21 protein-coding genes and 1 tRNA gene are annotated in these 25664 nt (G+C 55.9%); 10 read left to right on the forward strand and 12 right to left on the reverse strand.

What is annotated here, in order from left to right; all coding sequences use genetic code 11:
* Window positions 1-17: 17 nt before the first annotated feature.
* The 3 genes from ACR0MI_RS02470 to ACR0MI_RS02480 form a co-directional block, all read right to left on the reverse strand.
* Window positions 18-992 carry an HAD family hydrolase gene (locus tag ACR0MI_RS02470; protein ID WP_170614966.1) on the reverse strand — a complete coding sequence of 325 codons (975 nt, stop codon included), beginning with the start codon at window positions 990-992 and terminating at the stop codon, window positions 18-20.
* Between the two features lie 65 nt (window positions 993-1057).
* Window positions 1058-2659: an arylsulfatase gene (locus ACR0MI_RS02475; RefSeq protein ID WP_321252850.1), complete on the reverse strand. Its 1602-nt coding sequence runs from the start codon at window positions 2657-2659 to the stop codon at window positions 1058-1060.
* Between the two features lie 236 nt (window positions 2660-2895).
* Window positions 2896-3939 carry an AI-2E family transporter gene (locus ACR0MI_RS02480; protein WP_480440315.1) on the reverse strand — a complete coding sequence of 348 codons (1044 nt, stop codon included), beginning with the start codon at window positions 3937-3939 and terminating at the stop codon, window positions 2896-2898.
* A gap of 207 nt (window positions 3940-4146) precedes the next feature.
* Between ACR0MI_RS02480 and ACR0MI_RS02485 the strand changes: the two genes are divergently transcribed.
* The gene (locus tag ACR0MI_RS02485) at window positions 4147-4998 is read left to right on the forward strand and encodes a YihY/virulence factor BrkB family protein (protein ID WP_480440313.1); all 852 of its coding nucleotides are present in this window, start codon (window positions 4147-4149) and stop codon (window positions 4996-4998) included.
* Window positions 4999-5169: 171 nt separating this feature from the next.
* Window positions 5170-5358, forward strand: a complete 189-nt coding sequence (locus tag ACR0MI_RS02490; protein ID WP_170614969.1) for a hypothetical protein — start codon at window positions 5170-5172, stop codon at window positions 5356-5358.
* A 2-nt stretch (window positions 5359-5360) separates the two neighbouring features.
* On the opposite strand, the gene ACR0MI_RS02495 is transcribed toward ACR0MI_RS02490, so the two are convergent.
* Entirely contained in the window at window positions 5361-6077 is a 717-nt protein-coding gene (locus ACR0MI_RS02495; RefSeq protein WP_170614970.1) for an RlmE family RNA methyltransferase, read from the reverse strand.
* Window positions 6077-7189, reverse strand: a complete 1113-nt coding sequence (locus ACR0MI_RS02500) for a Ppx/GppA phosphatase family protein (RefSeq protein WP_170614971.1) — start codon at window positions 7187-7189, stop codon at window positions 6077-6079. Before ACR0MI_RS02500 ends, ACR0MI_RS02495 begins: the two co-directional genes overlap by 1 nt.
* A gap of 180 nt (window positions 7190-7369) precedes the next feature.
* Here ACR0MI_RS02500 and ACR0MI_RS02505 point away from each other — a divergent pair, with 180 nt between their 5' ends.
* The 6 genes from ACR0MI_RS02505 to ACR0MI_RS02530 all read left to right on the forward strand — a co-directional run bounded on the left by ACR0MI_RS02505 (window position 7370) and on the right by ACR0MI_RS02530 (window position 12905).
* Window positions 7370-9256 carry a PhoX family protein gene (locus ACR0MI_RS02505; RefSeq protein ID WP_170614972.1) on the forward strand — a complete coding sequence of 629 codons (1887 nt, stop codon included), beginning with the start codon at window positions 7370-7372 and terminating at the stop codon, window positions 9254-9256.
* Window positions 9257-9506: 250 nt separating this feature from the next.
* Entirely contained in the window at window positions 9507-9803 is a 297-nt protein-coding gene (locus tag ACR0MI_RS02510) for a virulence factor (RefSeq protein WP_170614973.1), read from the forward strand.
* A 27-nt stretch (window positions 9804-9830) separates the two neighbouring features.
* Window positions 9831-10757, forward strand: a complete 927-nt coding sequence (locus tag ACR0MI_RS02515; RefSeq protein ID WP_170614974.1) for a methylenetetrahydrofolate reductase — start codon at window positions 9831-9833, stop codon at window positions 10755-10757.
* Between the two features lie 9 nt (window positions 10758-10766).
* Window positions 10767-11828, forward strand: a complete 1062-nt coding sequence (locus tag ACR0MI_RS02520; RefSeq protein WP_170614975.1) for a methyltetrahydrofolate cobalamin methyltransferase — start codon at window positions 10767-10769, stop codon at window positions 11826-11828.
* Between the two features lie 78 nt (window positions 11829-11906).
* Window positions 11907-12782: a polyphosphate kinase 2 family protein gene (locus ACR0MI_RS02525; protein ID WP_480440311.1), complete on the forward strand. Its 876-nt coding sequence runs from the start codon at window positions 11907-11909 to the stop codon at window positions 12780-12782.
* Between the two features lie 49 nt (window positions 12783-12831).
* Window positions 12832-12905: transfer RNA gene (locus ACR0MI_RS02530), tRNA-Gly, on the forward strand.
* Window positions 12906-13250: 345 nt separating this feature from the next.
* Here ACR0MI_RS02530 and ACR0MI_RS02535 read toward each other — a convergent pair.
* The 7 genes from ACR0MI_RS02535 to ACR0MI_RS02565 all read right to left on the reverse strand — a co-directional run bounded on the left by ACR0MI_RS02535 (window position 13251) and on the right by ACR0MI_RS02565 (window position 22725).
* The gene (locus ACR0MI_RS02535) at window positions 13251-13685 is read right to left on the reverse strand and encodes a hypothetical protein (protein ID WP_170614977.1); all 435 of its coding nucleotides are present in this window, start codon (window positions 13683-13685) and stop codon (window positions 13251-13253) included.
* Between the two features lie 4 nt (window positions 13686-13689).
* Window positions 13690-15741, reverse strand: coding sequence for a glycosyltransferase (locus ACR0MI_RS02540; RefSeq protein WP_170614978.1), 2052 nt, complete (start codon window positions 15739-15741; stop codon window positions 13690-13692).
* On the reverse strand, window positions 15738-16862 hold the full coding sequence (locus ACR0MI_RS02545) for a glycosyltransferase family protein (protein ID WP_170815623.1): 1125 nt from the start codon (window positions 16860-16862) through the stop codon (window positions 15738-15740). The genes ACR0MI_RS02540 and ACR0MI_RS02545 overlap by 4 nt, the downstream gene beginning before the upstream one ends.
* On the reverse strand, window positions 16825-17148 hold the full coding sequence (locus tag ACR0MI_RS02550; protein ID WP_170614980.1) for a hypothetical protein: 324 nt from the start codon (window positions 17146-17148) through the stop codon (window positions 16825-16827). The genes ACR0MI_RS02545 and ACR0MI_RS02550 overlap by 38 nt, the downstream gene beginning before the upstream one ends.
* 68 nt (window positions 17149-17216) lie before the next feature.
* The gene (locus ACR0MI_RS02555) at window positions 17217-19274 is read right to left on the reverse strand and encodes a hypothetical protein (RefSeq protein WP_480853546.1); all 2058 of its coding nucleotides are present in this window, start codon (window positions 19272-19274) and stop codon (window positions 17217-17219) included.
* 523 nt (window positions 19275-19797) lie between these two features.
* Complete coding sequence (locus tag ACR0MI_RS02560; protein ID WP_170614982.1) at window positions 19798-20655, reverse strand: class I SAM-dependent methyltransferase; 858 nt, start codon at window positions 20653-20655, stop codon at window positions 19798-19800.
* Window positions 20656-20679: 24 nt separating this feature from the next.
* Window positions 20680-22725, reverse strand: coding sequence for an ASKHA domain-containing protein (locus ACR0MI_RS02565; protein ID WP_170614983.1), 2046 nt, complete (start codon window positions 22723-22725; stop codon window positions 20680-20682).
* 217 nt (window positions 22726-22942) lie between these two features.
* On the opposite strand from ACR0MI_RS02565, the gene guaB reads away from it, so the two are divergent.
* Together guaB and ACR0MI_RS02575 are read left to right on the forward strand one after the other, a co-directional pair.
* Complete coding sequence (gene guaB, locus ACR0MI_RS02570; RefSeq protein WP_170614984.1) at window positions 22943-24391, forward strand: IMP dehydrogenase; 1449 nt, start codon at window positions 22943-22945, stop codon at window positions 24389-24391.
* A 95-nt stretch (window positions 24392-24486) separates the two neighbouring features.
* Window positions 24487-25659: an RsmB/NOP family class I SAM-dependent RNA methyltransferase gene (locus ACR0MI_RS02575; protein ID WP_170614985.1), complete on the forward strand. Its 1173-nt coding sequence runs from the start codon at window positions 24487-24489 to the stop codon at window positions 25657-25659.
* Window positions 25660-25664: the final 5 nt, after the last annotated feature.

Genomic DNA, 25664 nt, shown 5'->3' on the forward strand with positions numbered 1-25664 from the left:
GAAAGCTCCGAACCTGTTCAGTTCGCCCCAGTGTAGATGCGCGACCAGTCTTGCGCCATATCAACAATGACCCATCCCATCCCGGGCCCTTTGTCCAGACCGTCGGCCAGTTTCCCAATCGGGCTTTCGCGGTCATATGCCCATTCGCGTTTGTCATCCGTGTGATGTATCAGGATGCCCAGTCGTGGTCCTTCGCCCGACGTCGTCCACTCCATCATGGCGAAATCTCCGTCCGAGTTTCCTCCTGCCAAAATCGGGCGTTTGCCGATTGTGCGTTCGATGTTGATTGGCTTGCCTTCCTTGTCGTCGATAAAGGCGATGCCCGGTGCCTTGACCAGAACTGGTGAGCCATCGACCGTTTCATAGCTGGTATTGCCGTATGTGCCGAGGACCTGCCAGGGCGGAATGCCATAGGCGCTTTCGGCAAAAACACGCATGAAATGAAGGCCGCCGCCGGAAACGATGTATGTCTTGAACCCTTCATCACGCAGGTAGCGCAGCAGCTCGATCATGGGTTGATAGGTCATCTGATCATAGCGGAGATCAGTTTGCGGATGGCGAGACTCGTCGAGCCATTGTGCGACCGTGTCCTGAAACTCGGCGACGGTCATGCCCGAATGCGAGGCGTTGACGACTTCGATCAAAGCATCATGTCCACCTTCCAGGACAGCCGCCAGATCTCCTTGCGCTGCTGCTTTCAGGATGGGTGTTGTTAGGATTGAGGGATCCTGTTCGGCCTTTTCGGCCAGACGGTCCATAGCGAAAATAAACTGAAAATACACAGGTTGCTCGGCCCAAAGGGTGCCATCATTGTCGAAAACAGCAATCCGGTCGGCAGGAGTGACATATGCTGGCCCGGACGGATCCGTTACCGATTCTACAAATGAAATAATCTGATCGCGGGTCTCGGTGTCTTGCCAGCTTGGCAGGGGATCAGCACTGCCGGTGACAGGAAAGGTCAAGGCAAAGACGATGGCAGACAATCGCAGCATTACACAACACTCCGTTCAAAATGACCGGGGCCACCCTTGCAGGCGGCCCCGAGTTGTTTGCAGTTTTAGTTGCTGGTTGGCGTTGACAGTTTATCCATCACCTGATCCAGGCTGAAGCTGGCAGCTTTCTGCCGCGGCGGGAATTCCTGGAACGTGCTCAGGAATTGCCCGACATATTGCTGGGCAGGCACTAGGAAATAGACCCGGTCGATCATCCAGTCGTAATATGTGTTGGACGTGCGATAGCCACGCTCGTACGGATCGCGGCGCAGATTCACGATGATCGGGACGCGCAGCGGGGTGAAGGGTTCCATCCAGGCGCGCAGGGTTGCCCATGCTTTCTGCTCGAGAAAGATCAGCTTCCAGTCATCGAACCGCAAAGCCGAAAGGTCGCCGTCATCGGTGAAATAGAACACCTCCCGGCGCGGACTTTCAGCGGTCTCACCTGTCAACAGCGGAAGAATATTGTAGCCATCCAGATGCACCTTGTAATCGCGACCCATCGCGGGCGAGGAATAGCCGGCCATCAGCTTTTCCTTGATCTCCGGATCACCGGCGACAGCAAGGTATGTCGGCAGCCAGTCCATGTGGTGCACGATCTCATTGGTCACAGAACCCGGCTCGATCTTGCCGGGCCAGCGCACCATTGATGGTACGCGCCATCCGCCTTCCCAGTTGGTGTTCTTTTCGCCCCAGAACGGGGTCGACGCCGCATCAGGCCAGGTGTTGTAATGCGGGCCATTGTCGGTGGAATAGTGGACGATTGTATTGTCGGCGATGCCGAGTTCGTCCAGCAGGTCCAGCAACTGACCGACCTGGATGTCATGTTCGATCATGCCGGCTGTATATTCATCGGCCACGCCGCCCATGATCTCATTTGCCTGATTGCGCATTTCCTCTTTTACATGGGTGCGGAAATGCATGCGGGTGCCGTTCCACCAGACATAGAAGGGTGTTCCATCCTGATTGGCCTTGCGAATGAACTCTATGGCAGCCTCGAGCGTTTCCTCATCCACCGTTTCCATGCGCTTTTTCGTCAGCGGACCAGTGTCTTCAATCGGACCTCCTGCGGTCGAGCGGATAACACCGCGCGGGCCATAAGCCTCGCGGAAGGTGCGCCCGTCGGGCAAAACCGCGTCTCCGGGATAGTCTTCATGTTCGGGCTCTTCCTCGGCGTTCAGGTGATAGAGATTCCCAAAAAACTTATCAAAACCGTGGTTTGTGGGAAGGTGCTCATCCCGGTCGCCAAGGTGGTTCTTGCCGAACTGGCCGGTGACGTACCCGTGGTCCTTCAGCAAACCCGCAATTGTCGGGTCTTCGACCTGCATCCCTTCTTTTGCGCCAGGCAGGCCAACCTTGGACAGGCCGGTGCGAAAAACCGATTGACCCATAATGTAAGATGACCGGCCTGCGGTGCAGGACTGTTCACCGTAGTAGTCGGTAAAAATCATACCCTCATTGGCAACGCGGTCGATATTGGGTGTCCTGTAACCCATCAAACCCATCGTATAGGCCGAGATATTGGATTGACCGATATCGTCACCCCATATCACAAGGATATTGGGCTTTTCATTCTGTGCCCATGCCGGAATTGCAAGGCACGCGGCAAATGTGGCCGCAGCTAGCCTACGTAATAGTGGGGTTGGTCTGAGTTCTTCTGATGACATCTTACGCTCCTGAAATGGCGGGTCGGAACCCGGTCGTTTCGAAATTGAGGTCTCAGCCGGAAAACTGCTGAAACATCATTTGTAAGGCGCTGATTCTCGTATTGAATTCTTTTTCTGAGAGAGCCTCGGGAAATGATTGAATAACTGTACCTGCGAAGGCAGAACTATCACATAGGAAGATTAAAATATACTAATTTCAGGTTAAACTTAGCGGAGGGGTGACCGGACCAAGTTAACTACTTTTCGTCGGACCCATCTTCACCCAATTGCCCGTCCAGTGACATCAGAATTGCAACCGGTCGCAATGCGGGAATATGGCTGAAAACGATCAAAATGCAGACGGTCAGCGGTACACTCAGGAATGCTCCGATCAGGCCCCAAACAGTTGTCCAGAAGGTCAGGGCCAGTATGACCAGAAACGTGGACATATTAAGCGATCTTCCCAGCAGGGCAGGGTCCAGGAAGTTGCCAATCAGAAACTGGATGGTGCCGCAGCCAAAAACGATGATCAGAAACGGGCCGATGGTTTCATACTGAACCAGTGCAATCATGGCCGGGAAGACAACGGCGATGATGGATCCGATCGAGGGAATGAAATTCAGCGCAAATGTCAAAACAGCCCAGGTTTCAGCGTATTCAAGGCCAAGAAGCCGGAACACCGCATAACTGATGCCGGCGGTAATCAGGCTGATAAAGGTTTTGACACCGACATAGCGTTGAAGACTGTCGGTAATTGCGTCCAGAATTGCGGCGAACTCGGCCCCGGCCAACGGGTTGCCTGCGGCCAGTTGGATCTTTTTGCGAAAAGCAAGTCGTTCGGCCATCAGAAAGGCGACGTATAGGCTGATGAGAAAGAAGTGATTGAGCAGAGAGGTGGCGCTGCCCAGCAGAATCCGGGCCACATAAGTCATGTCCAGGCTGACCAGATTGTCCCGTATGAATTTCGTGACATCGTTGCCGACCAACCCTGTGACGCGCTCTACCGCGCCGTCGAACTGACTTTCGTATGTGGTGACAGAACGGGCGAACTGCGTGGCTTGGCTGCCCACAATGTACATGATCATGAACAGACCTGCCAAAACCACGGTCACACCGGCAATGTTGGCCAGCCAGACCGGTGCGCGGGTAACGGCTATCACCCGGTCGCTGAGGGCAATGATCAGAACGTTTATCAGCAACGCCATGGTCAGCGGAATCAGGAATGCGGAACCGGCATATAGGCCAACCACGATCAGAGTGATGACAATCACAATGTCTCGCAGAACCGACAGCCTGAGCATGGGGCGGTCACTCGATTCTTGGGCTTTCAGATCCATGGAACGAACAGTTTCCGGTACATTTGTTAAGGGTCACGGTCCGATTCTGCACAGCGCGGCGGGTTTATGCAATGCGCTCAGGCATTTATACGCGTCTATTCGGCAACACAGGCCTGCACGCGGGTTCTTTGCAAGACTTATGCGGGTTAGACTCGCGACATGCACGCGTTCATGATTCCCTCGTTTGATCGTCCGCTTCGTGCCCTGTGGTTGGCAATCCGGCGGTTCGTCGACAAGAATGGTTTTGTGATGAGCAGCCATGTCGCCATGTCCTTGATGATGGCCTTGTTTCCCTTTGTCCTTTTCACCGTCGCGTTGGCTGGTTCGTTGTCGCAGGGCTACGTCACTGACGATCTGATCGACCTGATTTTCGGAGCGTGGCCTGAAGATGTGGCCAAACCGATCGTTGCCGAACTGCGCGCGGTGCTGGACAACGCCGGCTCGGGCGTCATAACGCTGGGCGGTTTGCTCGCCATCTATTTTGCGTCAAACGGGGTGGCCGCTGTGCGCGCCGCTATGAACCAAGCCTATCATGACAGTGACAGCTGGCCGTTCTGGAAGACCCGGCTTTTGTGTATCGGCCTCGTCATCCTCGGCGGTGCCTCCGTTCTGATCATCGCAATGGTAGAAGTTGTGCTTCCCTTTTACACAAGGCTGGTGACGGAAAACACGGCCGTTGATGTATCAGGGTGGTTGTCCGTGGACAGGCTGGGCTGGATTTTTACAGTTGCCGTGCCTGCGGGCTTGGTGATCATCGCACATCTGGTGTTGCCCACACGTCGGCATCGGTTGACCCAGATTCTGCCGGGCGCATTTCTGACCCTTTCGTTATGGGCCGCAGGCGGATGGGCTTTCTCCATCTATATCGGCAAATTCGCGACTTACAGCGCGACCTATGCCGGTCTTGCTGGGGCTATGGCGGCCCTGATTTTCCTGTACCTGTGCGCCGCCATGTTGATCCTGGGGGCGGAATTCAACGGTGCATTGATGGATCTTGAAAACGAGTCCCAAGCGAAAGACTAACAAAAGAAGGGCGCGCTGCCGGCGACCTGTTTGCTCGCATATAGGAGGCATTTGGCGTGAAATGCCGCTTTGTTCGGCATGTCAGCGCCTGTATTGCGCCATGTTGATGGCAAATTCCGCTGGCAATCTCAGGGCAGGGTACAAATCCCGGCATTCTTCATGAGGTCAGCCATGCCAGAACAACCAGCGCCCGAACCAAAGCGCACACGCCGCGTCACAATCGATCAGCGGATTGCGGAACTACAGGCCAGACCGCCCGTTTACATCAATCACGGTGAAGCTCTGCTTATTCAGGGGATGGCCACCGCCTCCTTCCGCGAACAACGCCTAAGCGGAAACCGGATACTCCTGGACGATTGAGTTCAGCCCCTAAATCCAGTTGCGACAACGAATTTTTCCGAACTATCTGACCGCGATGCAGGTGGTTTGACATTAGCCACCTTCTCGAATTTCTGTTTCAACAGCTTTTGTAGATCGCCCTCAGCGCCGCCGGCTAGAACCTTGGCGACAAAGGTGCCGCCTTCCTCGAGAACGTCAAATGCGAAATAGGCTGCGGTCTCGCACAGCGCCATGATCCGCAAATGGTCGGTCTGTTTGTGCCCCGAGGATGCAGCGGCCATGTCTGACATTACCACGTCAGCCTTGCCGCCCAGCCAGTCTTTGACCTTCTGGTCAGCGTCGTCCTCCATGAAGTCCAGCACATGAGCTGTCGCACCGGCGACCGGTTCAACCTCCTGTAAATCGACACCCAGAACAGTACCGATCCGCTTGCCGCTTTTCTCGCCCAGCGCGTTGACCCGTTTGACCGCGACCTGCAGCCAGCCGCCAGGTGCGCAGCCCAGATCCACGACACGGGCACCCGGAACCAGAAAGCGGAATTTCTCGTCCAGCTCCAATATCTTGAATGCGGCACGCCCACGATAGCCTTCGGCCTGTGCGCGTTTCACATAAGGATCGTTCAACTGCCGCTCGAGCCAGCGGGTCGAGCTGAGCTTGCGCCCGCGTGCAGTCTTGACCTTGACCTTAAGGTCGCGCTGTCCGCGACCCGAGGTATTTTTGCCAGTTGGTGTCTTCGCCATCAGAACGGTCCGTCTTCCAATACGCCGTCCGCGCTCATCTGTGCATATAGCAGACCTTCGCGCAGCCCCCGGTCCGCCACGGAAAGACGGTCGGTGGGCCAGCATCGTAACAAAGCCTGCAAAATGGCCGAGCCGGACATGATCAGGGCCTGCCGGTCATCGCCGATGCGCGGATCCCGGCGCCGACCCTGAGGGCCGAGTTCTAGATACCCACGTATGACTTTGTCAATCTGATCGCTGGTCATGCGCAGACCGTCCACTTTCGTCCGGTCATACCGTTTAAGACCAAGATGCGAGGCCGCAACGGTTGTCACCGTGCCACTGGTGCCGACGATCTGGAAGCCTTCCCGCGCCTGTTCGTCCTTGTAGGGCGCGAAGTCGGCAAGGTTTTCCTCGAAAAACCAACTCATCAGGGCAAAGCGGGCCGAGTCGTCTTCGACATCGTGAAACTGATCGCGCAAAGTGGCAACGCCCAGCGGAACGCTGATCCAATCCACCACCTTGGCAGCGGGAAAGGGGCTTTCAGCCGCGTGAAAGCCGTTGTGAAGACGCATGATTGCAGCAGGGCGATCCCGGCGCGGCACGGATGAGATATCGATCCACACCAGCTCGGTCGAACCGCCACCGATGTCTACAACAAGCAGCTGCTCGGTCTTGGTCGATACCAACGGAGCGCAGGAGATGACTGCCAGACGGGCTTCTTCCTCGGGCTGTATGATTTCCAGCGTCAAGCCGGTTTCGCGTTTGACCTGGCGGATGAACTCGCGCGAGTTCTTGGCGCGCCGACAGGCCTCGGTCGCGATCAGGCGCATTCGCTTGACGCGGTTCCGTTTGAGCTTCTGTTGACAAATCCTGAGCGCCTGAACGGTACGCGCCATAGACGCCCGAGACAGACGTCCGGTGCGTTCAAGCCCCGCACCCAGTTGCACGGACTTGGAGAAACTGTCTACCACATGAAACCCGCTGCCCTTGGGCTGGGCTATCAGCATGCGGCAGCTATTCGTTCCCAGATCCAGTGCCGCATATAGTGCATCCGGATCGGGTTTTGCCGGCGCGGGGCTTTCGACCGCTTTCGGGAACGCGCCCGCACCTTTGGGACGCTTGGGCGCCATCTTCACGCCCTCCGATTTTCGAGTTAACCTGACCCTAGGCGGCACATCGCCGTCGTGCAAGTGATTTCAAAACTCAATTTAAGGTGAATGTCACGCATCGTTCACACTGAAGTGCAACCTGTCTTGTCAGAACCCTGTTCGGGGTTCTTTACAAGCTTACAGCCAGATACGGAGTCTGCCATGAAAGACGAGCGCACCCTTTCTTTTGACGAGTATGATGAACTCATAAACCCACGCCCAGAGGAATGTGATTTTGACCGCGTCGTCGAACGCGCCCTGTCGCGCCGTGGATTTATGGGAAGTGTTCTGGCGATGGGCAGCTTTGCTGCGGTTGGGGGCTCGATTCTGCCGACAGGCGCGCGTGCCGCTGCCAACCGTTTCTCGTTCGACGCGATCCCTGTATCCACAGCGGACGATGTCGTTGTGCCCGCCGGTTACAAGGCAGAGGTCATGGTGCGCTGGGGCGATCCGCTGTGGTCGGATGCGCCCGAGTTTGATCACGCCACGCGCGGCACTGGTGCAAGTCAGGAACGCGCCTTCGGCGACAACACCGACGGACAGGATGTATTCTTCCATGATGGACACGTGCTGTTGGTGGTGAACAATGAATACACCAATCGCGATATCATTTGGGGCAACAACCCTGACGCCAAGCCGGCATCTGACGATGACGTGGCCAAAGGCATGATGGCACATGGTGTCACCGTTGTTGAGATTGCCAACACCGACGGCAAGTGGGGCATTGTCAAGGACAGCCCGTATAACCGCCGCGTCACTCCGCAGACCGACATGACGATCACCGGGCCCGCCGCTGGTCATGACCTGATGAAAACCGAAGCCGATCCATCGGGCACAGCTTGCAAAGGGACATGGAACAATTGCGGCAACGGGATGACACCGTGGGGCACCTATCTGGCCTGTGAAGAGAACTTCAACGGCTATTTCTCGACCGAAGATGAAAACCACGAAACCAGTGCCGAGCTTAAGCGTTACGGCGTGTCCGCCAAAGATTGGGGTTACGGCTGGGCAAGGATCGACGACCGGTTCGATGTCGCAAAGAACCCCAACGAACCAAACCGCGCAGGTTATGTCGTCGAAATCGATCCGAGAGATCCCAACTCGACCCCACGTAAGCTGACCGCCCTGGGCCGTTTCAAACACGAAAACGCTGACACCGTGGTCAACAACGATGGTCGCATCGTAGTTTACATGGGCGATGACGAACGTGGCGAGTTCTTGTATCGCTTTGTATCCGACGGCGTCTATGCGGCTGGAGTAGATACCAATGCGCTGCTTGAAAACGGGACGCTTTCGGTCGCTAAGTTCAACGATGATGGTACCGGCGAGTGGCTGGAGCTGACGCCCGAGACCACCGGGCTGGCTTCACAGGCCGAGGTCAGTATTCACACGCGCCTGGGCGCCTCGGCGGTGGGCGCAACTACGATGGACCGCCCGGAATGGGTCGCCTCGAACCCGAATGCGCCCGAGGTCTACTGCTGCCTGACCAACAACAAGAACCGAGGCGTCAAACCGAATGCTGGGGGCGACGACACATCCGCCAATGGCCCGAACCCGCGGGACAAAAACAACTATGGTCAGATCGTTCGCTGGCGTCCGGATGGCGGGGACCACACCGCCGCTGGATTTGGCTGGGATCTGTATGTTCTGGCGGGCAACCCCACGGTGCACAGTGACGCTTATGCCGGATCCGACAACGTAAACGCCGACAACATGTTCAACTCGCCCGATGGCCTCAAGTTTGACAGCAATGGCCTGCTTTGGATCCAGACTGACGGTAATTACGGCAACGACGGTGACTTTGCCGGCCAAGGCAACAACCAGATGCTGGCAGGGGACCCGGTGACAGGTGAGATCCGCCGCTTTCTGGTTGGCCCCAATGAATGCGAGGTCACCGGTCTGAGCTGGTCTCCGGATCGCCGAACCATGTTTGTCGGCATTCAGCACCCGGGTGAGGATGGAAACAGCCACTGGCCCGAAGGCGGTGACTCGGTGCCGCGTTCGGCGATCATCGCCATCACGCGCGAGGACGGTGGCCTGGTCGGTTAAGCCCCGCGTCTGAGTTGAATCATTCCCCGGACGGCAGGTTTGGTCCGGGGAATTTCTGTTTATGTGCCGTTTTCATCGAGAACTTGAGAATTTTGAGGTGCCCGCAGAGCACCGAAACGGGTTAGAACCCGCGGTATCCCGTTGTGGGCCGAAAAGGTCGCTTGAAAAGCGTTGTGTGTCGAAAACCGACCGACCCGAGCCCATATTGAAGTTTAGAACCGGTCCATCTGGTAAGGAGGAATCAAAGGCGATGCCTGACGTCACAATCGTTTTTTGGCGCGACATCCCCGCTCAGGTCATCGTTGGCAAAGGCCGGCGTGGCGCCAAGCGGCAGTTGGAGGAGCGGTTCGAGCAAGCCATTGACCGGGCTGCGATGAAGGTAAATGCCAAGGACAGTGATGCCTACCTGGCCGAATGGCGCAAGGCCGACCCGTTCGAGGTCGAGGGTGATCCGGCAGAAATCGCCGAAGCCGAGGCCGTGCGCCTTGAAACGGAATACGATCAGGACCGCATCAAGGCCCTGATCGCCAACGACGGTTGGGCATAGGCCCGGTTTTTACAAAGGGAGGCCTCAATGGCTTTGCTGAATTTCAAGAAACGTGATGTGGCCGAGAAGGCCCCGGTGAATCCGACCGTCGAAGCCTTTCTGCAAGGTTATTCGATCGAGGTGATGCCCCGCACCGCCGAGAAGGTCGAGGATTTCCGCGCGTTGCTGCCCGAAGGCACCCGCGTCTACATCGCCCATATCGAGGGCACACCGATCGAAGACATGGTCCAAACCGCCAAGCGCATTGCCGCCGAAGGCTATCCGGTCATGCCGCACTTCCCGGCGCGCATCATCAAGGATGCCGCGACGCTTGAGAACTGGATTTCGATGTACCAGGGCGAAGCAGGGGTCGATCAGGCGCTGATGCTGGCCGGTGGTGTTGCCAAGCCGCACGGCGATTTTGACAGCTCGATGCAGCTGCTGGAAACTGGCCTGTTCGACAAGGCAGGCTTCAAACGTCTGCACGTTGCCGGCCACCCCGAGGGAAACAAGGACATCGACCCGGACGGTTCGACCAAGAATGTCGACGACGCGCTGCGCTGGAAACAGAAGTTCAGTGAAACCACCGACGCGGAGATGGCGCTGGCAACCCAATTCGCCTTTGACGCCAAGCCGATCATCGCATGGGCCGACGGTCTGAAAGCGGCGGGCATTGATCTGCCGATCCACATTGGTATCGCTGGACCAGCCAAGTTGCAGACGCTGATCAAATTCGCGATTGCCTGTGGTGTCGGCCCGTCTCTGAAGGTTCTGCAGAAGCGTGCCATGGATGTCTCCAAGCTTCTGCTGCCCTATGAGCCGACCGATGTTGTGACCGAGCTGGCCAACCACAAGGCCGCCAACCCTGACTTCAACATCACCAACGTACATTTCTTCCCGCTTGGTGGTATCAAGACCAACGCCAACTGGGCAATCGACAACGGCGGCGCTTCGGCACAGCCTGTAAACTCCTAAGGAACGGACATGACCCGTACAGTCGTAGAATCAAAAACAAAAACCGCCGTTCTGGGCTTTGATGAACCGTTTTGTGTGATCGGTGAGCGGATCAACCCGACCGGCCGCAAGAAACTGGCCGCTGAACTGGAAGCGGGGGACTTCTCGACCGTTGAGAAGGACGCCATCGCTCAGGTTGCTGCAGGCGCGACCGTTCTGGATATCAATGCAGGCGTTGTCTACAACTCGAACCCCAACCCGAACGAGACCGAGCCGCCGCTGATGCGCAAGATCGTCGAACTGGTGCAGGGTCTGGTCGAAGTGCCGCTGTGCATCGACTCGTCGGTTCCCGGAGCCTTGGAAGCCGGTCTTGAGGCAGCTCAGGGCCGCCCGCTGCTGAACTCGGTCACTGGCGAAGAAGAGCGTCTGGAACTGGTTCTGCCGCTGGTCAAGAAATACAACGTTCCGGTTGTTGCGATCTCGAATGATGACACCGGCATCTCGGAAGACCCCGATGTCCGTTTCGAAGTGGCCAAGAAGATTGTTGAGCGCGCCGCCGATTTCGGCATCCCTGCGCATGACATCGTCGTCGACCCGCTGGTCATGCCCATCGGCGCGATGGCAACTGCTGGTCAGCAGGTGTTCGCTCTGGTCCGTCGCCTGCGCGAGGAACTGGGCGTGAACACCACTTGCGGTGCGTCGAATATCTCGTTCGGTCTGCCGAACCGCCACGGCATCAACAACGCGTTCCTGCCGATGGCGATGGGCGCTGGCATGACTTCGGCGATCATGAACCCGGTCGCGCTGCCGGTGACGCAGAAGAAGATCGCAGAGAAGAAAGAGCAGGTCACGGCGGCTGGAATCATCCTGCCTGAGGGCATGGATGATGAGGCCTTTGTTCAGATGTTCGGTCTGGGCTCGACCAAGCCACGCGCTGGTAAGGAAATGGAGGCCATTCGTGCTGCCAACCTGCTGACCAACAATGACGCGCATGGCGGAGAGTGGATCCGGTTCAACAAAGACCCGGAAGAAGCCGGTGCAGCCGGTGCTGCAGGTGGCCGTCGCGGTGGTGGCCGTCGTCGCCGCGCCTGAACCGTTTGCGACTTTTTTCAAAAGGCCGGGTTCTCCACCCGGCCTTTTCTTTTTGATATTGATCAATGCTGTTTTTCCATGCTGCCGCAGAATATCGTGATCGGAACGCTGCGATCAGGTGATTTCATGACCAAACATATTCCACCAAAACTGTCCGATGCGGACCTCAGCAAGAGACTGACCAAAAAGGAGTATTTCGAGCGGCTTGAGGGGCTTCAGGCGCAGCTTGCAAAGATACAGCAGGCTTTTTTGTTCCACGACCTGAAAGGCGTGATTGTGTTCGAAGGCTGGGACGCCGCAGGGAAGGGCGGAACCATTCGTCGGATCAGTCAGGCGCTGGACCCGCGCAGTTTCAAGGTCTGGCCGATCGGAGCGCCCCGAAACTACTATCTCAACCGGCACTACCTGCTTCGGTTTTGGGAACGTCTGCCACCTTCGGGCGCAATTTCCGCATTTGATCGAAGCTGGTATGGCAGGGTCCTGGTCGAACGGATCGAGGAGCTTACACCTGAAAAACGCTGGCGCGAAGCATATCAGGAGATCAACGATTTCGAACGCATGTTGGTGGATGACGGGACCCGGATTGTGAAGCTGTTCTTTCACATTTCAGAGGATGAGCAGATGCAACGTTTCACCCAACGGCTGACAAACCCGCTGAAACGCTGGAAACTGACCTACGAAGATTTCCGTAATCGTGAGAAATGGGAGATAACCGAGGTCGCCGTGAATGAAATGTTGGCCAAAACCTCGACGCTGAAAGCGCCGTGGCATGTGATCCCCGCGAACAACAAGAAATACGCAAGAATCAATGCTATGAACGTCATTGTTAAGGCGTTTGCAGAAGATGTTGATCTGAACCCGCAACACCTTGACCGGCAAACACTGGACGCGGCGGGCAAGGCATTAGACGTAGATCAATCGCTGATTGAAAGCCTGCGTGCCCGCACCGAGTAACGATCCTGCTTGATCCCGATCCGGCGACGATGCTATGCCAGCCAAAGAGGCGGGTATGGTGAAAAGGTATCACACGAGCTTCCCAAGCTCTTGTTACGGGTTCGATTCCCGTTACCCGCTCCAAGAAAATACTATAAGCGTCTATAAAATTTTAATAAAGTGCGCCTTCACTGCGCAAATTTTGAGTTTTGATAAACGCAGATTATGCAGCGTTATCTTCGATCAGATTCTCTGGTTCTTCAATTTGACCGTGTCTGCGCCGCTGACCTGTGGTCTTCAATCAGCTACCTCTTTTGGCCCGATTGATCGAGTGCCGCAATAAACCTGGTCGTCAAATAGGCACAGTGACACCAATCTTTGGCGCTTTGAACCAGCCTGACGATCCTGTTTTGGAGGTAGTCTCGGAAGCCCTTTGAATTTCTGCACCAGATGTTCAGATCAGGAACATCGGCATGTTTTCAACACTGCCTAACTCAATCTGGCAACGTCGTGACCGTCGATAACAATAGCAAAGTTCCAGAATTTCCCGACCTCTGCTTCAGCTGACCGTGCCGCTGTTTCCTCGTCAGGGATGCGTTCAATTCGAAAACCAAACTGTTCGAGCCCGCAATAATCAACTCGGCTCAGAATAATCGGAACCACATTTCTTTCGATTGCTGCGGCGGCGAGTAATCTTGCAACAGTATATGGAGACTTCGAAGGCTCAACGATCCTGACGCCAATATATGTGTGGTCCTCAACTTCGCGTTCCCAAAGTGCGGTTGACGGAAGTAAGTCCATATCGGGGAACAGAACTTTTCCAAATTGCCGCGTAGCTCGATCTCGGAGGATAACGTCATCCAAATTAGCCGGTTGTTCCGGCGTGAAGGTGTTGACTATCTTGTACCAGTTGTTTTCAGCCATTTTTTCAGCTCGTCGCTATGATTTCAGCAGCTGCGGACACACCGGATTCAGGCAGCTCTATTTGTTGCAGTGTTGTACGAAAGTCTTCCGCGCCCCCGTCATCCAGACAAACCTGTACCGTTCGTTCCAGCTTCATGAATTCCGCTTCCGTAATGGTTGCGCAAAGATTGCGGTCAGATAGTGCTCTTGCGCGTCGTTCCTGGTCGTCCAAATAAGGCGCAGACTGTGGGATAAGTATTGCGGGAATCTTGTGGTAGAGGATCTCGTGGACCGAATTGTACCCGGCGGCAGATATTACCAAGTCGGCGGATAGACATAGCTTTGTAGCCTCTAAAGTATGAACCACCTTTGAATTTTTCCAACCAAACGCGGCTGCCTGAACCGCGCTACCGGGCCAGGTTACGACCAGGTGAAGGCAGTCTGCGCGGCACTCAAGCATTCCTGAGATTGCTTGCAGTTGGGCGGACCTGTCAGAGGCAACTCCTCCGCCTAACATGCTGACAATCAGCAGCTTAAAGTCGTGACCAAACCGCTCGGCCAGGCGCGCACGTAAGTTTTCGGAGTCCTCGGGCGACTGCACTACCTGCCGAAAAATTGGCCCTATGTTGTGAACATGTTCACCGTAACTGTAAGCGTCGTTAAGCTCCTCAAAAGCCTCTGACGGCACGATGACCCGGTCGAATATGCCCTCACGACGAAGCATGATATGTCGGGACCGACCCTTGGGCCAAAGGCCACGGCGGATCCAGACTGCGGATAATCTGTGTTCCCGGATTACGCGATTGACGGAATCGAACACATAGCCACCGTCAAAAACGAACCGGTCGCCTTCTTGTAATGCGGCGTTCAAACGCCGGTAAGTCAGGATGTCATTCGCGTTGGAACCGTCGTTTACGTCTGATCGGGCGACCAGCGGTATACAGTCGATCCCCTCGCGTCGAACCATAGGAACACAACTTGGGAAGGCCGCGAACACCGGGGACATGTGTTTTGGCAAAGCCTTGGCGATCACAGTGCACCGCTGCGCATGTCCTAACCCAACTCCGTTAGTGGGTAAGAACAAGGTTCTCGGCGACGTCCGCTTGGGTGGTCGCGGTTTGGCGCTAAGCCCTGCGGCGGTCTCGAGCCGGGATATGTCTACTGTCCGCAGCCACGGAGACTTTCGTGTTTGGTCAGCGATGTGTGGTGTATTCCCGATAATTTTCCCTATCAGGTATCCGTCCAAAGCAAAAAGCGTCTTGGGTCCAAGTAACGCCGGCGCTCCGGACGATGTCAAAACCTCGTCTTCGGTGCAGTCGATCACGACGCCACCGGCTGCAATCACTTCAAGCGCAAGCTCGGCCATCCGATCGCCTGCGATGCCATTCCCAAACATCGCGAGGATATCCGTTGAATTTGCGAGGGTTAGAGGCGAAAGATCAGTATAAAGAACTCTGGGGAGATCGTTGAATTTTGACGCCTTTAGGAACTCATTCTGCGCACCGCTCACAACCAGCTTAAAGCCATAGCTGCCCTGATTGCTCATCCGGGACAGACAGGACAACGTTTCAGAGTCGTCCAACTCCAAGGAACCCAACACGACGGTTACATTCGCCAATTCACCAATTGGCCGGGTGATCGGTCGGGTTTCAGTTACCAGGGGGCTGACAGCTGAAGGTGAAATAGAACGCGGCTGAAGGTCCGATAGATCAATGACCGTTGCTTCGCGCCCCAGTGCAAACGCGAGACGGGCTTTTGCACTAATGTAGCTTTGCTGAGTACTGAACCGGCCAGTTGCGATTACCGGAACATCCGTCCCAAGTTGCTTTTGTCGCAATGAGGCAAGCAGCCGGTCATCTACTTCTTCCGCGCCGAGGATAAACACGGCTTCCGCTTCGAGTTCCTCCGTATCAGCGAGAAGTGTTGCAGCCTCGTAGTGTCTTCCGCGCCCTGCATCCTCAGGAAAATAGGTTGCATCGATGCAAACATCGAAACCACGCTTTCTGAGTTTCAGAGCAAATATCAACTGTGCGTCAAAAGACCGAACTGAAAGTGTACCCGCCTCAACAAAAATCATGTCAGCGCCTCTCTGTCCGCGGTCAGAATGGCGCCCAATCGCTCTTTGAATTTTTGGCCCGAGTAGCGCTCAAGCAGCGGCTGTGCCTCGGCAACTTTCTCATGATACCGGTTGGGGGACGAAATCAGGTCAGAAATGATCCGGTCCACATCCCCGGGGCTACAGGGGATTACGGCATTTCCGAATGTCTTTGCGGTTTCCGGATCCGTCAAGACGACCTTGCCGGCTGCGATAGCCTCCGCAATTACGCGCCCGAAACTCTCTCTCCAAGTCGGCGCTGTAAAGTAGACAAAAAAATCTATCATCTCAAAAAAATCTTCCAGACTGATCGCGTCAAATGGAAACAAAGTCCAATGCGGACGAACGATGTTCGTGTCCATCAACGCGTTGGCACCAAGAATGACATTGGACTTCGCGTGTTTGGGAAAACACAAATCAAGATCGGCGACAGATGGAAACTTTTCGAAGCCAGGCCGCGAGTGTCGACCGCGTCGGTCCTTTGGCTTTTCACATGGTTCGTCCTTGTCACTGAAAAAGATGTTGAACCAGTCATCTTCCAGGACATTCCAATGGCGGGCCCTGCGAAATTTGGACAACCAGCCTGTAACAGTCTCACGGTTATACGACGAAATTGGCGCTAGCGTTTTCCTAAGTGCGAGGGTCGACAAGTCTATCTGATCCAGGCAGTTTGAAACGTCGAAGCCTTCTTCGCCGCCCGGACGCAAGAAGTTTTCGTGGGTTACAACGACTATTTCCTGCGCATAAATCTCTGCGCTCAAAGAGTTTTGAAACTTCAGGAAAGACGGATTGTGCAAGATAACAAAATCAGCGCATATCCGGGGGGCGTCCCAAACCATTGGAATACGAAGCTCGTCCAACACTCGCTGCAGCACCGGCGCGACATGCTGACTGCTGCCAAACATCTTGGAGGTCCTCGCATGCACCACCAGATCAGCGAACTCGGTGGCCACGCGCAGTTCGGCAGCGACTGCCATGGAAGTGCCACCTAAAAAGCGGGGCTCAATAACATACGCGATCTTCACTTTATTAGGATATCGAATGCTTTGAAATTGCGTCATGATTTCAGTGCTGGGAAGAAGTGGCAAGCGCAGCGCTGCCAACCTGTGAAACCTCTGCACTGTTTGTGGCATTGCCAGCAAAACCGTAATCCACCTGGCCCCGTGAAACGGTGTCAAAAAAACTGCGCAACTCAAGTGATAATTCGTCATCACCCAATAACAAGTCCGGGTTCTTTTGAAGATAATCCCACAAAGCCTGGATGTTATTCTCGGACAAAAACTGATCTATCGTCAGCAATTGCTCCAATGTAATTTCGGCACGCACATGCTGAGACGGTAGTAAGAACAATAGGGCAGTTACTATCGCAACAAGTTTAGAGTTAGGCATCTTAAACCCCGATCTCCGATTGTTAACCTACATCGTTTTTGCCTCTTACACCAGAAACTGGCCGGTATTCATTGGTTTGTCGCCGTTTTTAGTTTGCTTAAAACCTGCCTTTTCAGCTGATCGACTTGATCCGAAGCAGAAGCGCTGAGACGAACCTTTTTCACTTTGGATTTCGTAGCACTATTGCCGGCCAACCATAATTCCACGACGCCGTTTTGCGTCTTGGACTTAGAGCCCGTGAAATCGCGCAACAAAGCACCGGCATCTTCTGCAAGCGCCGTTGCCTGAGCGGCATCTTCCTTGTGATAGAACCTGACGTTGGATTGTTTAACGCCAAAGCCAACGCGCGCTGTTCCACTTAACTCATGACCTGCCGCTACGAGGTTATTGACCACTGAGTTCACTGTCCGTGCGCCAAGGCTGTTTGGTATAAACAGCTTAAATTCTGCGCCGCTGCTGCTGGCAATCACTTCCGCTGATTCAGTGTCCTCGCGAGGCTTTGTTGCGCCATCTGTCGTCTCAGACGAAGTTAAAGGTGGTTCCAAATTTTCTTGCAATCTGACCACTGATTTTGGCGACACTTCTTCTGTTCTTGGTATGGGGGCTTTTGAAAGCTCTCTTAGATCAATTCCTGTTCGATCATTTGAATCAGGCGCGTCCGGCGGACTTACCTTGCCTGGAATGACGAGATTCAATTTCGGTAGATTATCAAGGCTGTTCAGGGCAAATTCCGTTTCGCTTGGCGCAGACCGAAACGCTACAGCTTGTTTCAGCGTTGAAGGTTGGTCTTCGGCATAGACCAATGAGACCAGCTCGACTGAAATCTCGGGAGCGCTTGAGCCTGGATCAGTCGCATTTGCGATAACAGCTTTCAAACTGTCGAAGATCGCAGGAACATCAGGCAAAACGATTGACGCTCTGAAATGCAAAGACGCTTGCGCTAATTGATCGTGTGACCAAGCTGAATTCAGGACGGAGCCTTGTGGATTCTGTGTGGCGGGAGTCCCGATTGGCCGCTTTGGCGTCTCAAGGGTCAGCAGATCCGGACGAAGCGAAGGAGCGACCGGCGGTAGCATTGGTTCGAACAGCTTGGGATCAGGCGACATCTCCTTCATGGGGAGTAAAGCAGACGCGACTATGCTTGAGTTCTCTGTCGTTGCCAAAATATTTCCGATGGAAGTCGAATTCGGCGACGCATCCGGTTGTGTCAACGACCAAACCGTCAGACGTGGCGGGAATTCTGGCCCCTTTATTTGCGAACTGGTTGATTGCGTAGAACTCTTTTCCGGCAGTGTACTGGTCCTGGAAGTGTCCACATCCAATTTACTGGAAGCGAATGGTTTTTCTCCATTATTTGATTCCCACCGGGCCAATACAAACATTGTCGAAAATGAAAATACGACACCAATTCCACACCCAATGGCTATTGAAGTTAATCGGCCTCTGTCCGGAGGTTGTTGTTTGGGCCAGCGGAAACTAAGCTTTCTGCGAATGTTTTCAGCGGCATCTTCGACCGGCTGGCCTGCACTTGAGGGCGAGCGAACACGACTCTCATGTTCGACACTCGTTTCGTCGTCTTTGGCGGGAACATCCCCAACCGGAAACAAACGTTCAAAGCCACTGTTTCTTTCTGAATTTGCGCCATTCAAAGACGCAATACTGGGCGCAAGCTGTTGATGTCTTTTTTGACCGGATGCCGCTGAGCCTGTTTTCTTTTGCAGGACTTCAGGAGGCGCGGCAGTTGCTCTTCCAGCACCATAGCCGACTTGCTCACCACCACCGACGTCCGACTCACTTGGCGCATGCTTTTCGGCTTCAGCCGAGGGACGCGCAAGCACCGCCTGCCTTCGCCTACGCGCTTCTTCCAGCCTGTCCCACAAGTGCTGTGGTCCGGAGTCATTCACCCTTTTGGTTGAGTGATCCTTTCCCGATTGATCAGGTTTGCGGCCCGAATTTTCATTGCGGTTCCCATCAAGTTCCGCAAGTTTTTTCTTCCGCTGTTTCCGCGCGTTTTCAATCTTCTGCTGCCATTCTTCTGACTGCAGAAAATCATGAATTTGTGACGCGTCATCACCGCCATCACCAGCAACTTCAGGTAGCGTACTCGTGTCGCTAACCTTAGACATAAGCAACCCCCAAAACGGTCATTGCGCTATGCTCTACATTATTGAAACAAGAGCAAAAAAAAGACGTTTTGCACAGTCTCTAATTATCTAACAATACACGAGAAGAGGTTATTAAAAATGCTGGTCAAAGACAAGTAAGCAGCCGGGATGCGTCGCAAACTGCTTTGACGGACGGTTCGGAGCTCGGAGGACAGTTGAAAAATGCCAGCCTTATCCTGCTTGCCTGTCTGCGACCATTGGGAACCGTGAACACGGGGCCATCGGTTTTGTTCGCCGCGGCACAATACGCGTCCGGTAGGTCGCCATGTTCACTGCGCCGGATCGTTCTCGGGGCTGAGTGGACACCGCGTCAGTGTCCTAGATGTCGTAACTTGGCAGATATATGTCTGAGCGTTCACAGTAGAAATGTTCCGGTTATTGTGAAACGACAGGCCCGCTGGTATCGCCCGTTTGCGTGGTCAGTCAGGGCACTAAGTTCACAAGCAATATGCTACGCGTTGCCCCGGTTTCGATCCTCGAGCCTTCAAGTGGTCCGGCGGGCCTGGAACAGGTTGATGGCAGCAGGGATGCGGATGCCATCATCTGTGGCGTACGTCGCGAAAGCTTCGGCGACTGCGGTCCGGATCGCCTCGATATCTTCGTCTGAGGCGCCAAAATGAGAAATGACCCGCGAGGCTGGGCCGACGCGCATACACAGTGCCGCAGTTTCCTCGAGTGTGTCCGGCCCGTGAAGGAACAGGGATACGGTTTCACCGCGAACGTCGCACAGTCCGGCGCGCGACATCATATCTGTCACATGTTCGATATCGTGGAAGGCCAAGGGGCCGGGCGCATAGCGATCTACTTTTGGGGGTTGGCCAAGCTGATTTGTGGCCGCGATATGGGGCAGCTTGAACCAGGGGTTGTCCGACAATGGTCCCCATGCTGCAAACGTCATCTGCCCGCCGGGTTTCAGCGCACTTGCCATATTCGCGAAGGCGGCGACCGGGTCCTCGAAGAACATCACGCCAAAACGGGAAATCACGGCGTCCTGCGTCTCTTCGGAAAAACCAAAAGTCTGGGCGTCCGCGCATTCTACTTCAACCTGCGTCAGCCCCAAATCCAAGGAACGTTCGCGCGTGCGATGTGCAAAGGGTTGTGAGAAATCGGCAGCCAGAACGCGGCCATTCCGACCGACTTCTTGCGCTGAAGCGATTGTGCTGGCTCCGGTTCCGCAACCGATGTCCAACACCCGCATTCCCGGCTTCAGCTCTGCTCGTTCCAGCACAAGACCAAGTACTGGCGCAAGAAGATGGTCAAGCTGGTCCTCGTGGATCAACCATTTGGCCCCAAGAACCGATTTTCCCCAATACTCAGCTTGCTCCTCATTTGCTGTAGTCATGACGGCCCCCTGTCAATGGCCGGATTATGACCTCCGGCGGCGGCGCCGGCCAGATTTTTCGTCATCTCCGCCACCTGTGTTGAACGATGGCGATGGCAGGGTGACAACTTGCGCCAGCTCCGGGAACGGATCTGATTTGTGTGGGATCGCGTTGGCGGCGACGAAGTGATCCTGGAATTTCGGCTCGATAGCGGTTTCGATCTTGGTGATTTCGCGCACAACACGTTCGATTTCGGACCGGGATGAGATGTTGCACAATGCAATGCGCGCGCCGGTCCCGGCGGCGTTACCTGCGCTGGAAACCTTTTCCAGCGGCGCATCCGGGATCATTCCCAATACCATCGCATGTTTGGTCGAGATATGCGCGCCAAAGGCTCCGGCCAGCACCACGCGGTCGACCTTGTCGACCTTCATTTCGTCCATCAAAAGGCGTGCACCGGCATAGAGCGCCGATTTCGCCAGTTGGATTGCCCGGATATCGCCCTGGGTTACAGTAATGCGCGGGCCGCCATCGGCACTGGCGTCGTGGATCAGGTACGAATGCGTCCGCCCCTCGGGGATGCAGCGCAGCGTGCCGGTCTGTTCGGCCGATCCGATCAGGCCGCCTTCGTCCAACAGTCCTGCAATGCGCATCTCGGCTACGGCCTCGATGATGCCGGAGCCGCAAATGCCGGTGATTCCGGTTGTGGCAACATCCAGATCGAAACCGTCTTCGTCGGACCATTTTTCCGATCCAATGATCCGAAAGCGCGGCTCCTTGGTGGCGGGATCGATTTCAATGCGTTCGATGGCGCCGGGGGCAGCGCGCTGGCCGGAACTGATCTGGGCACCTTCGAAAGCAGGACCGGTCGGCGACGAGCAGGCCAGAACGCGGCTGGTGTTGCCCAACAGGATTTCCGCATTTGTACCGACATCCACGATCAGGACCAGATCTTCGGATTTGCCGGGTTCTTCCGATAAAGCGACCGCAGCGCAATCCGCGCCTACATGGCCTGCGATACAAGGCAGGATATAGACCTGCGCGCGCGGGTTCATGTTGGTCAGATCCATCTGGCGGGCGGGCAGGGACATGCTTTCGGATGTGGCCAGTGCGAACGGCGCCTGTCCCAGTTCGACCGGATCAAGGCCAAGCAGCAGGTGGTGCATGACCGGGTTGCAGACAAACACGGTTTCCACAATCAGGGCGGCGTCGATCCCGGCCTCGTCCGCGATCGAGGTAGTCAGGTCATTGATCGCCTCACGCACGGCTTTCGTCATCTCCCGATCGCCGCCGGGGTTCATCATTGAATAGGAAACCCGGCTCATCAGGTCTTCGCCAAAACGTATCTGAGGGTTCATCAGCCCCGAGGACGCCTTGACCTCGCCCGTTTCCAGATCGGTCAGGTGCGCAGCGATCGTGGTCGAACCCAGGTCGATGGCAAGGCCGTAAAGGCCGCTCTCGTGCAGACCCGGCCAGATTTCGACAATACGCGCGACGCTATCGTTGTGGCCCTTGTGGACGGCGACCGTGACTTCCCACTTTCCCTTGCGCAGCACAGGCTGAAGCTTGGACATCAGCGACAGGTCTGCCGTCACGGCGTCAATCTTCCACTGTTCGCGCAGGGCCCGTTCCAACCGCTCCAGATCGCCGGTGGGCGAGTGCATGTCCGGTTCCTCGACCACCACGAAATACAGGCGCGTTGCGGGGTCCATTGTGATGGCGCGGGCGGCGGCTGCCTTGCGAACAACCTGACGGTGGACCTGGCTTTCGGGTGGGACATCAATCACCACATCGCCCTGGACCGATGCCTGGCACCCCAGACGGCGACCGGGTTTCAGGCCACGCTTGTCGTCATAGCGCTGCTCGACCGCGTTCCATTCGCTTAGCGCGCCGTCGGACACGGTGACGCCGTGCTTGGGAAACTCACCATAGCTGGGTGTGATCTGGCATTTGGAACAGATGCCACGCCCGCCGCAGACCGAATCGAGGTCCACACCCAACTGGCGGGCCGCTGTCAGGATCGGAGTGCCGATGGGGAAATGCCCGCGTTTGCCCGATGGGGTAAAGACGACAAGTGGGTCGGTGGTCATGGAAGGGCTGCCTTTTTGTATTCGCGTGTATGCCGGGCAAGATATGAGTTTGCGCGCAAAGGGAAAGGGCATTCAGCGGCACGTTTTGCGCAGCTTGCGTCGTTTTTTACCAGAGCGCCCGCCAACCGGGGCAAACTATTGGCACGCGGGGCTTTCCCTTGGGCTGAATCCGTGCAATAGGGTCGCCGTCAAACGGGGTTTTGCATGGGGTTAGCAAATGCAGATTCGTGAGGCACTCACCTTTGACGATGTTCTTCTGGTTCCGGGGGCATCCAGTGTCCTTCCTGCGACGGCAGATACAACCACGCGTGTGACGCGCAACATCAGCATGAACATCCCATTGCTCAGTTCGGCCATGGACACCGTGACCGAGGCGCGTATGGCCATTGCAATGGCACAGGCGGGCGGAATTGGCGTCATTCACAAGAACCTGTCGGTCGAGGAACAGTCCCGCGAGGTTCGGCGTGTCAAACGGTTTGAATCCGGCATCGTGTACAACCCCGTAACCCTGCGGGCGGATCAGACGCTTGCGGACGCCAAGGCGTTGGTCCAGCGCTACAATTTCACCGGATTTCCGGTAGTCGATGGCGATGGCCGCGTTGTTGGTATCGTGACCAACCGCGACATGCGGTTTGCTACGTCCGAGGACACTCCGATTCACATGATGATGACATCGGACAATCTGGCCATGCTGAAAGAGCCTGCGGACCTGGAAGAGGCCAAGAGCCTTATGCGTGCGCGCCGGATCGAGAAGCTTCTGGTTGTTGATGGCAGTGGCAAGCTGACGGGCCTTCTGACACTGAAAGACACCGAGCAGGCTGTTCTGAACCCCACGGCGTGCAAGGATCATCTGGGTCGCTTGCGGGTTGCAGCCGCAACCTCGGTCGGAGATGCGGGTTTCGAGCGTTCCGGAGAGCTGATTGACTCGGGCGCGGACATCATCGTCGTAGATACGGCGCATGGGCATTCACAGGGCGTTCTTGATGCCGTAAAGCGCGTCAAGGCCCTGTCGAATGAAGTCCAGATTATCGCGGGAAATGTCGCGACAGGTGAGGCAACCAAGGCACTGATCGACGCGGGGGCCGATGCCATCAAGGTTGGGATCGGTCCGGGGTCGATCTGCACGACACGGATGGTCGCAGGGGTCGGCGTGCCGCAGTTGACGGCCATCATGGATTGTGCCGCCGCCGCTGGCGAGGTTCCGGTGATCGCAGATGGCGGTATCAAGTTTTCCGGCGATTTCGCAAAGGCGATTGCAGCCGGCGCATCCTGCGCCATGGTCGGTTCGATGATTGCAGGTACCGACGAAAGCCCCGGCGAGGTGATCCTTTATCAGGGACGCTCTTTCAAATCCTATCGGGGGATGGGCAGCCTTGGTGCAATGGCACGTGGTTCAGCCGACCGCTATTTCCAGAAGGATGCCGCCAATGACAAGCTGGTGCCTGAAGGGATTGAGGGGCAGGTGCCCTACAAAGGGTCGGCCAGCGCTGTTGTGCATCAGCTTGTGGGCGGGCTGCGTGCCGCAATGGGCTATACCGGATGTGCTTCGGTTGAAGAAATGCGCCGCAACTGCACCTTTGTAAAAATTACTGGCGCGGGGCTGAAGGAAAGCCACGTTCATGACGTCCAGATCACGCGTGAAAGCCCGAATTATCGCGTTATGTAATTGCGATGGTTCAACAAGTGGCGCCCTTTACCGGGCGCCGTTTTGGTTTTTGCGATGATCTGTTCCGACCATTCGTTTGACGACGGAGTTGCCTTATGACCCCTGCCGCCCGCATTCAGGCCGCCATCGAAATACTGGATGAGATTCTGGATGGCGCACCGGTCGAAAAAGCATTGACCGGATGGGCCCGGCGCAGCAGGTTTGCAGGCTCGAAAGATCGGGCAGGGGTTCGGGATCACGTGTTTGACGGCCTGCGCTGCAAGCGCTCGTTTTCGGCACTGGGCGGATCTGAAACCGGTCGGGGTCTGATGATCGGGTCGGCGCGTGCCAAGGGCGAGGATATCGCCGGGTTGTTTTCCGGTGCACGCCATGCACCTCCCCCTGTTGCCGAACACGAGACAAGCCGGGGTTTTTCCTCGAAAGCTGAGGAATTTGACATCCCGGAATGGCTTTGGCCAAGGTTCAGCGCGTCTTTGGGTGAGGATGCAATTCCTGCCGCCCACGCCCTGCAGTCCCGGGCCCCCGTTCAATTGCGTGTTAATCTGGTCAAGTCCGATGTGACTGAGGCTGTTCGAGTGCTTGAGTCCGACGACATCCTGACCAGACCGCACCCGGCCTGCGACACAGCGCTTGAGGTGATCGAGGGTGCCCGCAGAATCTCGCAAAGCCGGGCATTTGCGTCCGGGATGGTCGAATTGCAGGATGCCGCGAGTCAGGCAGTCGCCGCATCAATCGACCTTGAACCCGGGATGCGCGTACTGGACTATTGCGCGGGCGGCGGCGGAAAAGCGCTGGCATTGGCGGCCCGGCCCGGAGTTCAGGTTTATGTCCATGATATCAACGAAGCCCGGATGCAGGATATTCCAACACGGGCAGAACGGGCAGGGGTCAAAGTCGAGCGACTGTCCGCTGACGACATCCTGCGGCAAGCCCCATTTGACGTCGTCTTGGCGGACGCGCCATGTTCCGGCAGCGGATCTTGGCGCAGGGCACCGGCTGGAAAATGGGCGTTGACCGAAGCAAAGTTGCAGGATCTTTGCGTCATTCAAGCACAAATACTCGAGCAGATTTCACAACTGACCCATTCAGGCGGGCTGCTGGCTTATGCGACGTGTTCTATGCTTGTCGACGAAAACGAGGCAATTGTGAACGCGTTTCAGACAATGCACCCGGATTGGCGCCTAGCGTTTCAGAAGTCATGGCAGGTGACACACAGAACGGATGGGTTTTTTACGGCACACTTGACGCGACAAGAAACGGACCATTAACAACC

It is taken from the genome of Ruegeria sp. D4, assembly GCF_056534475.1.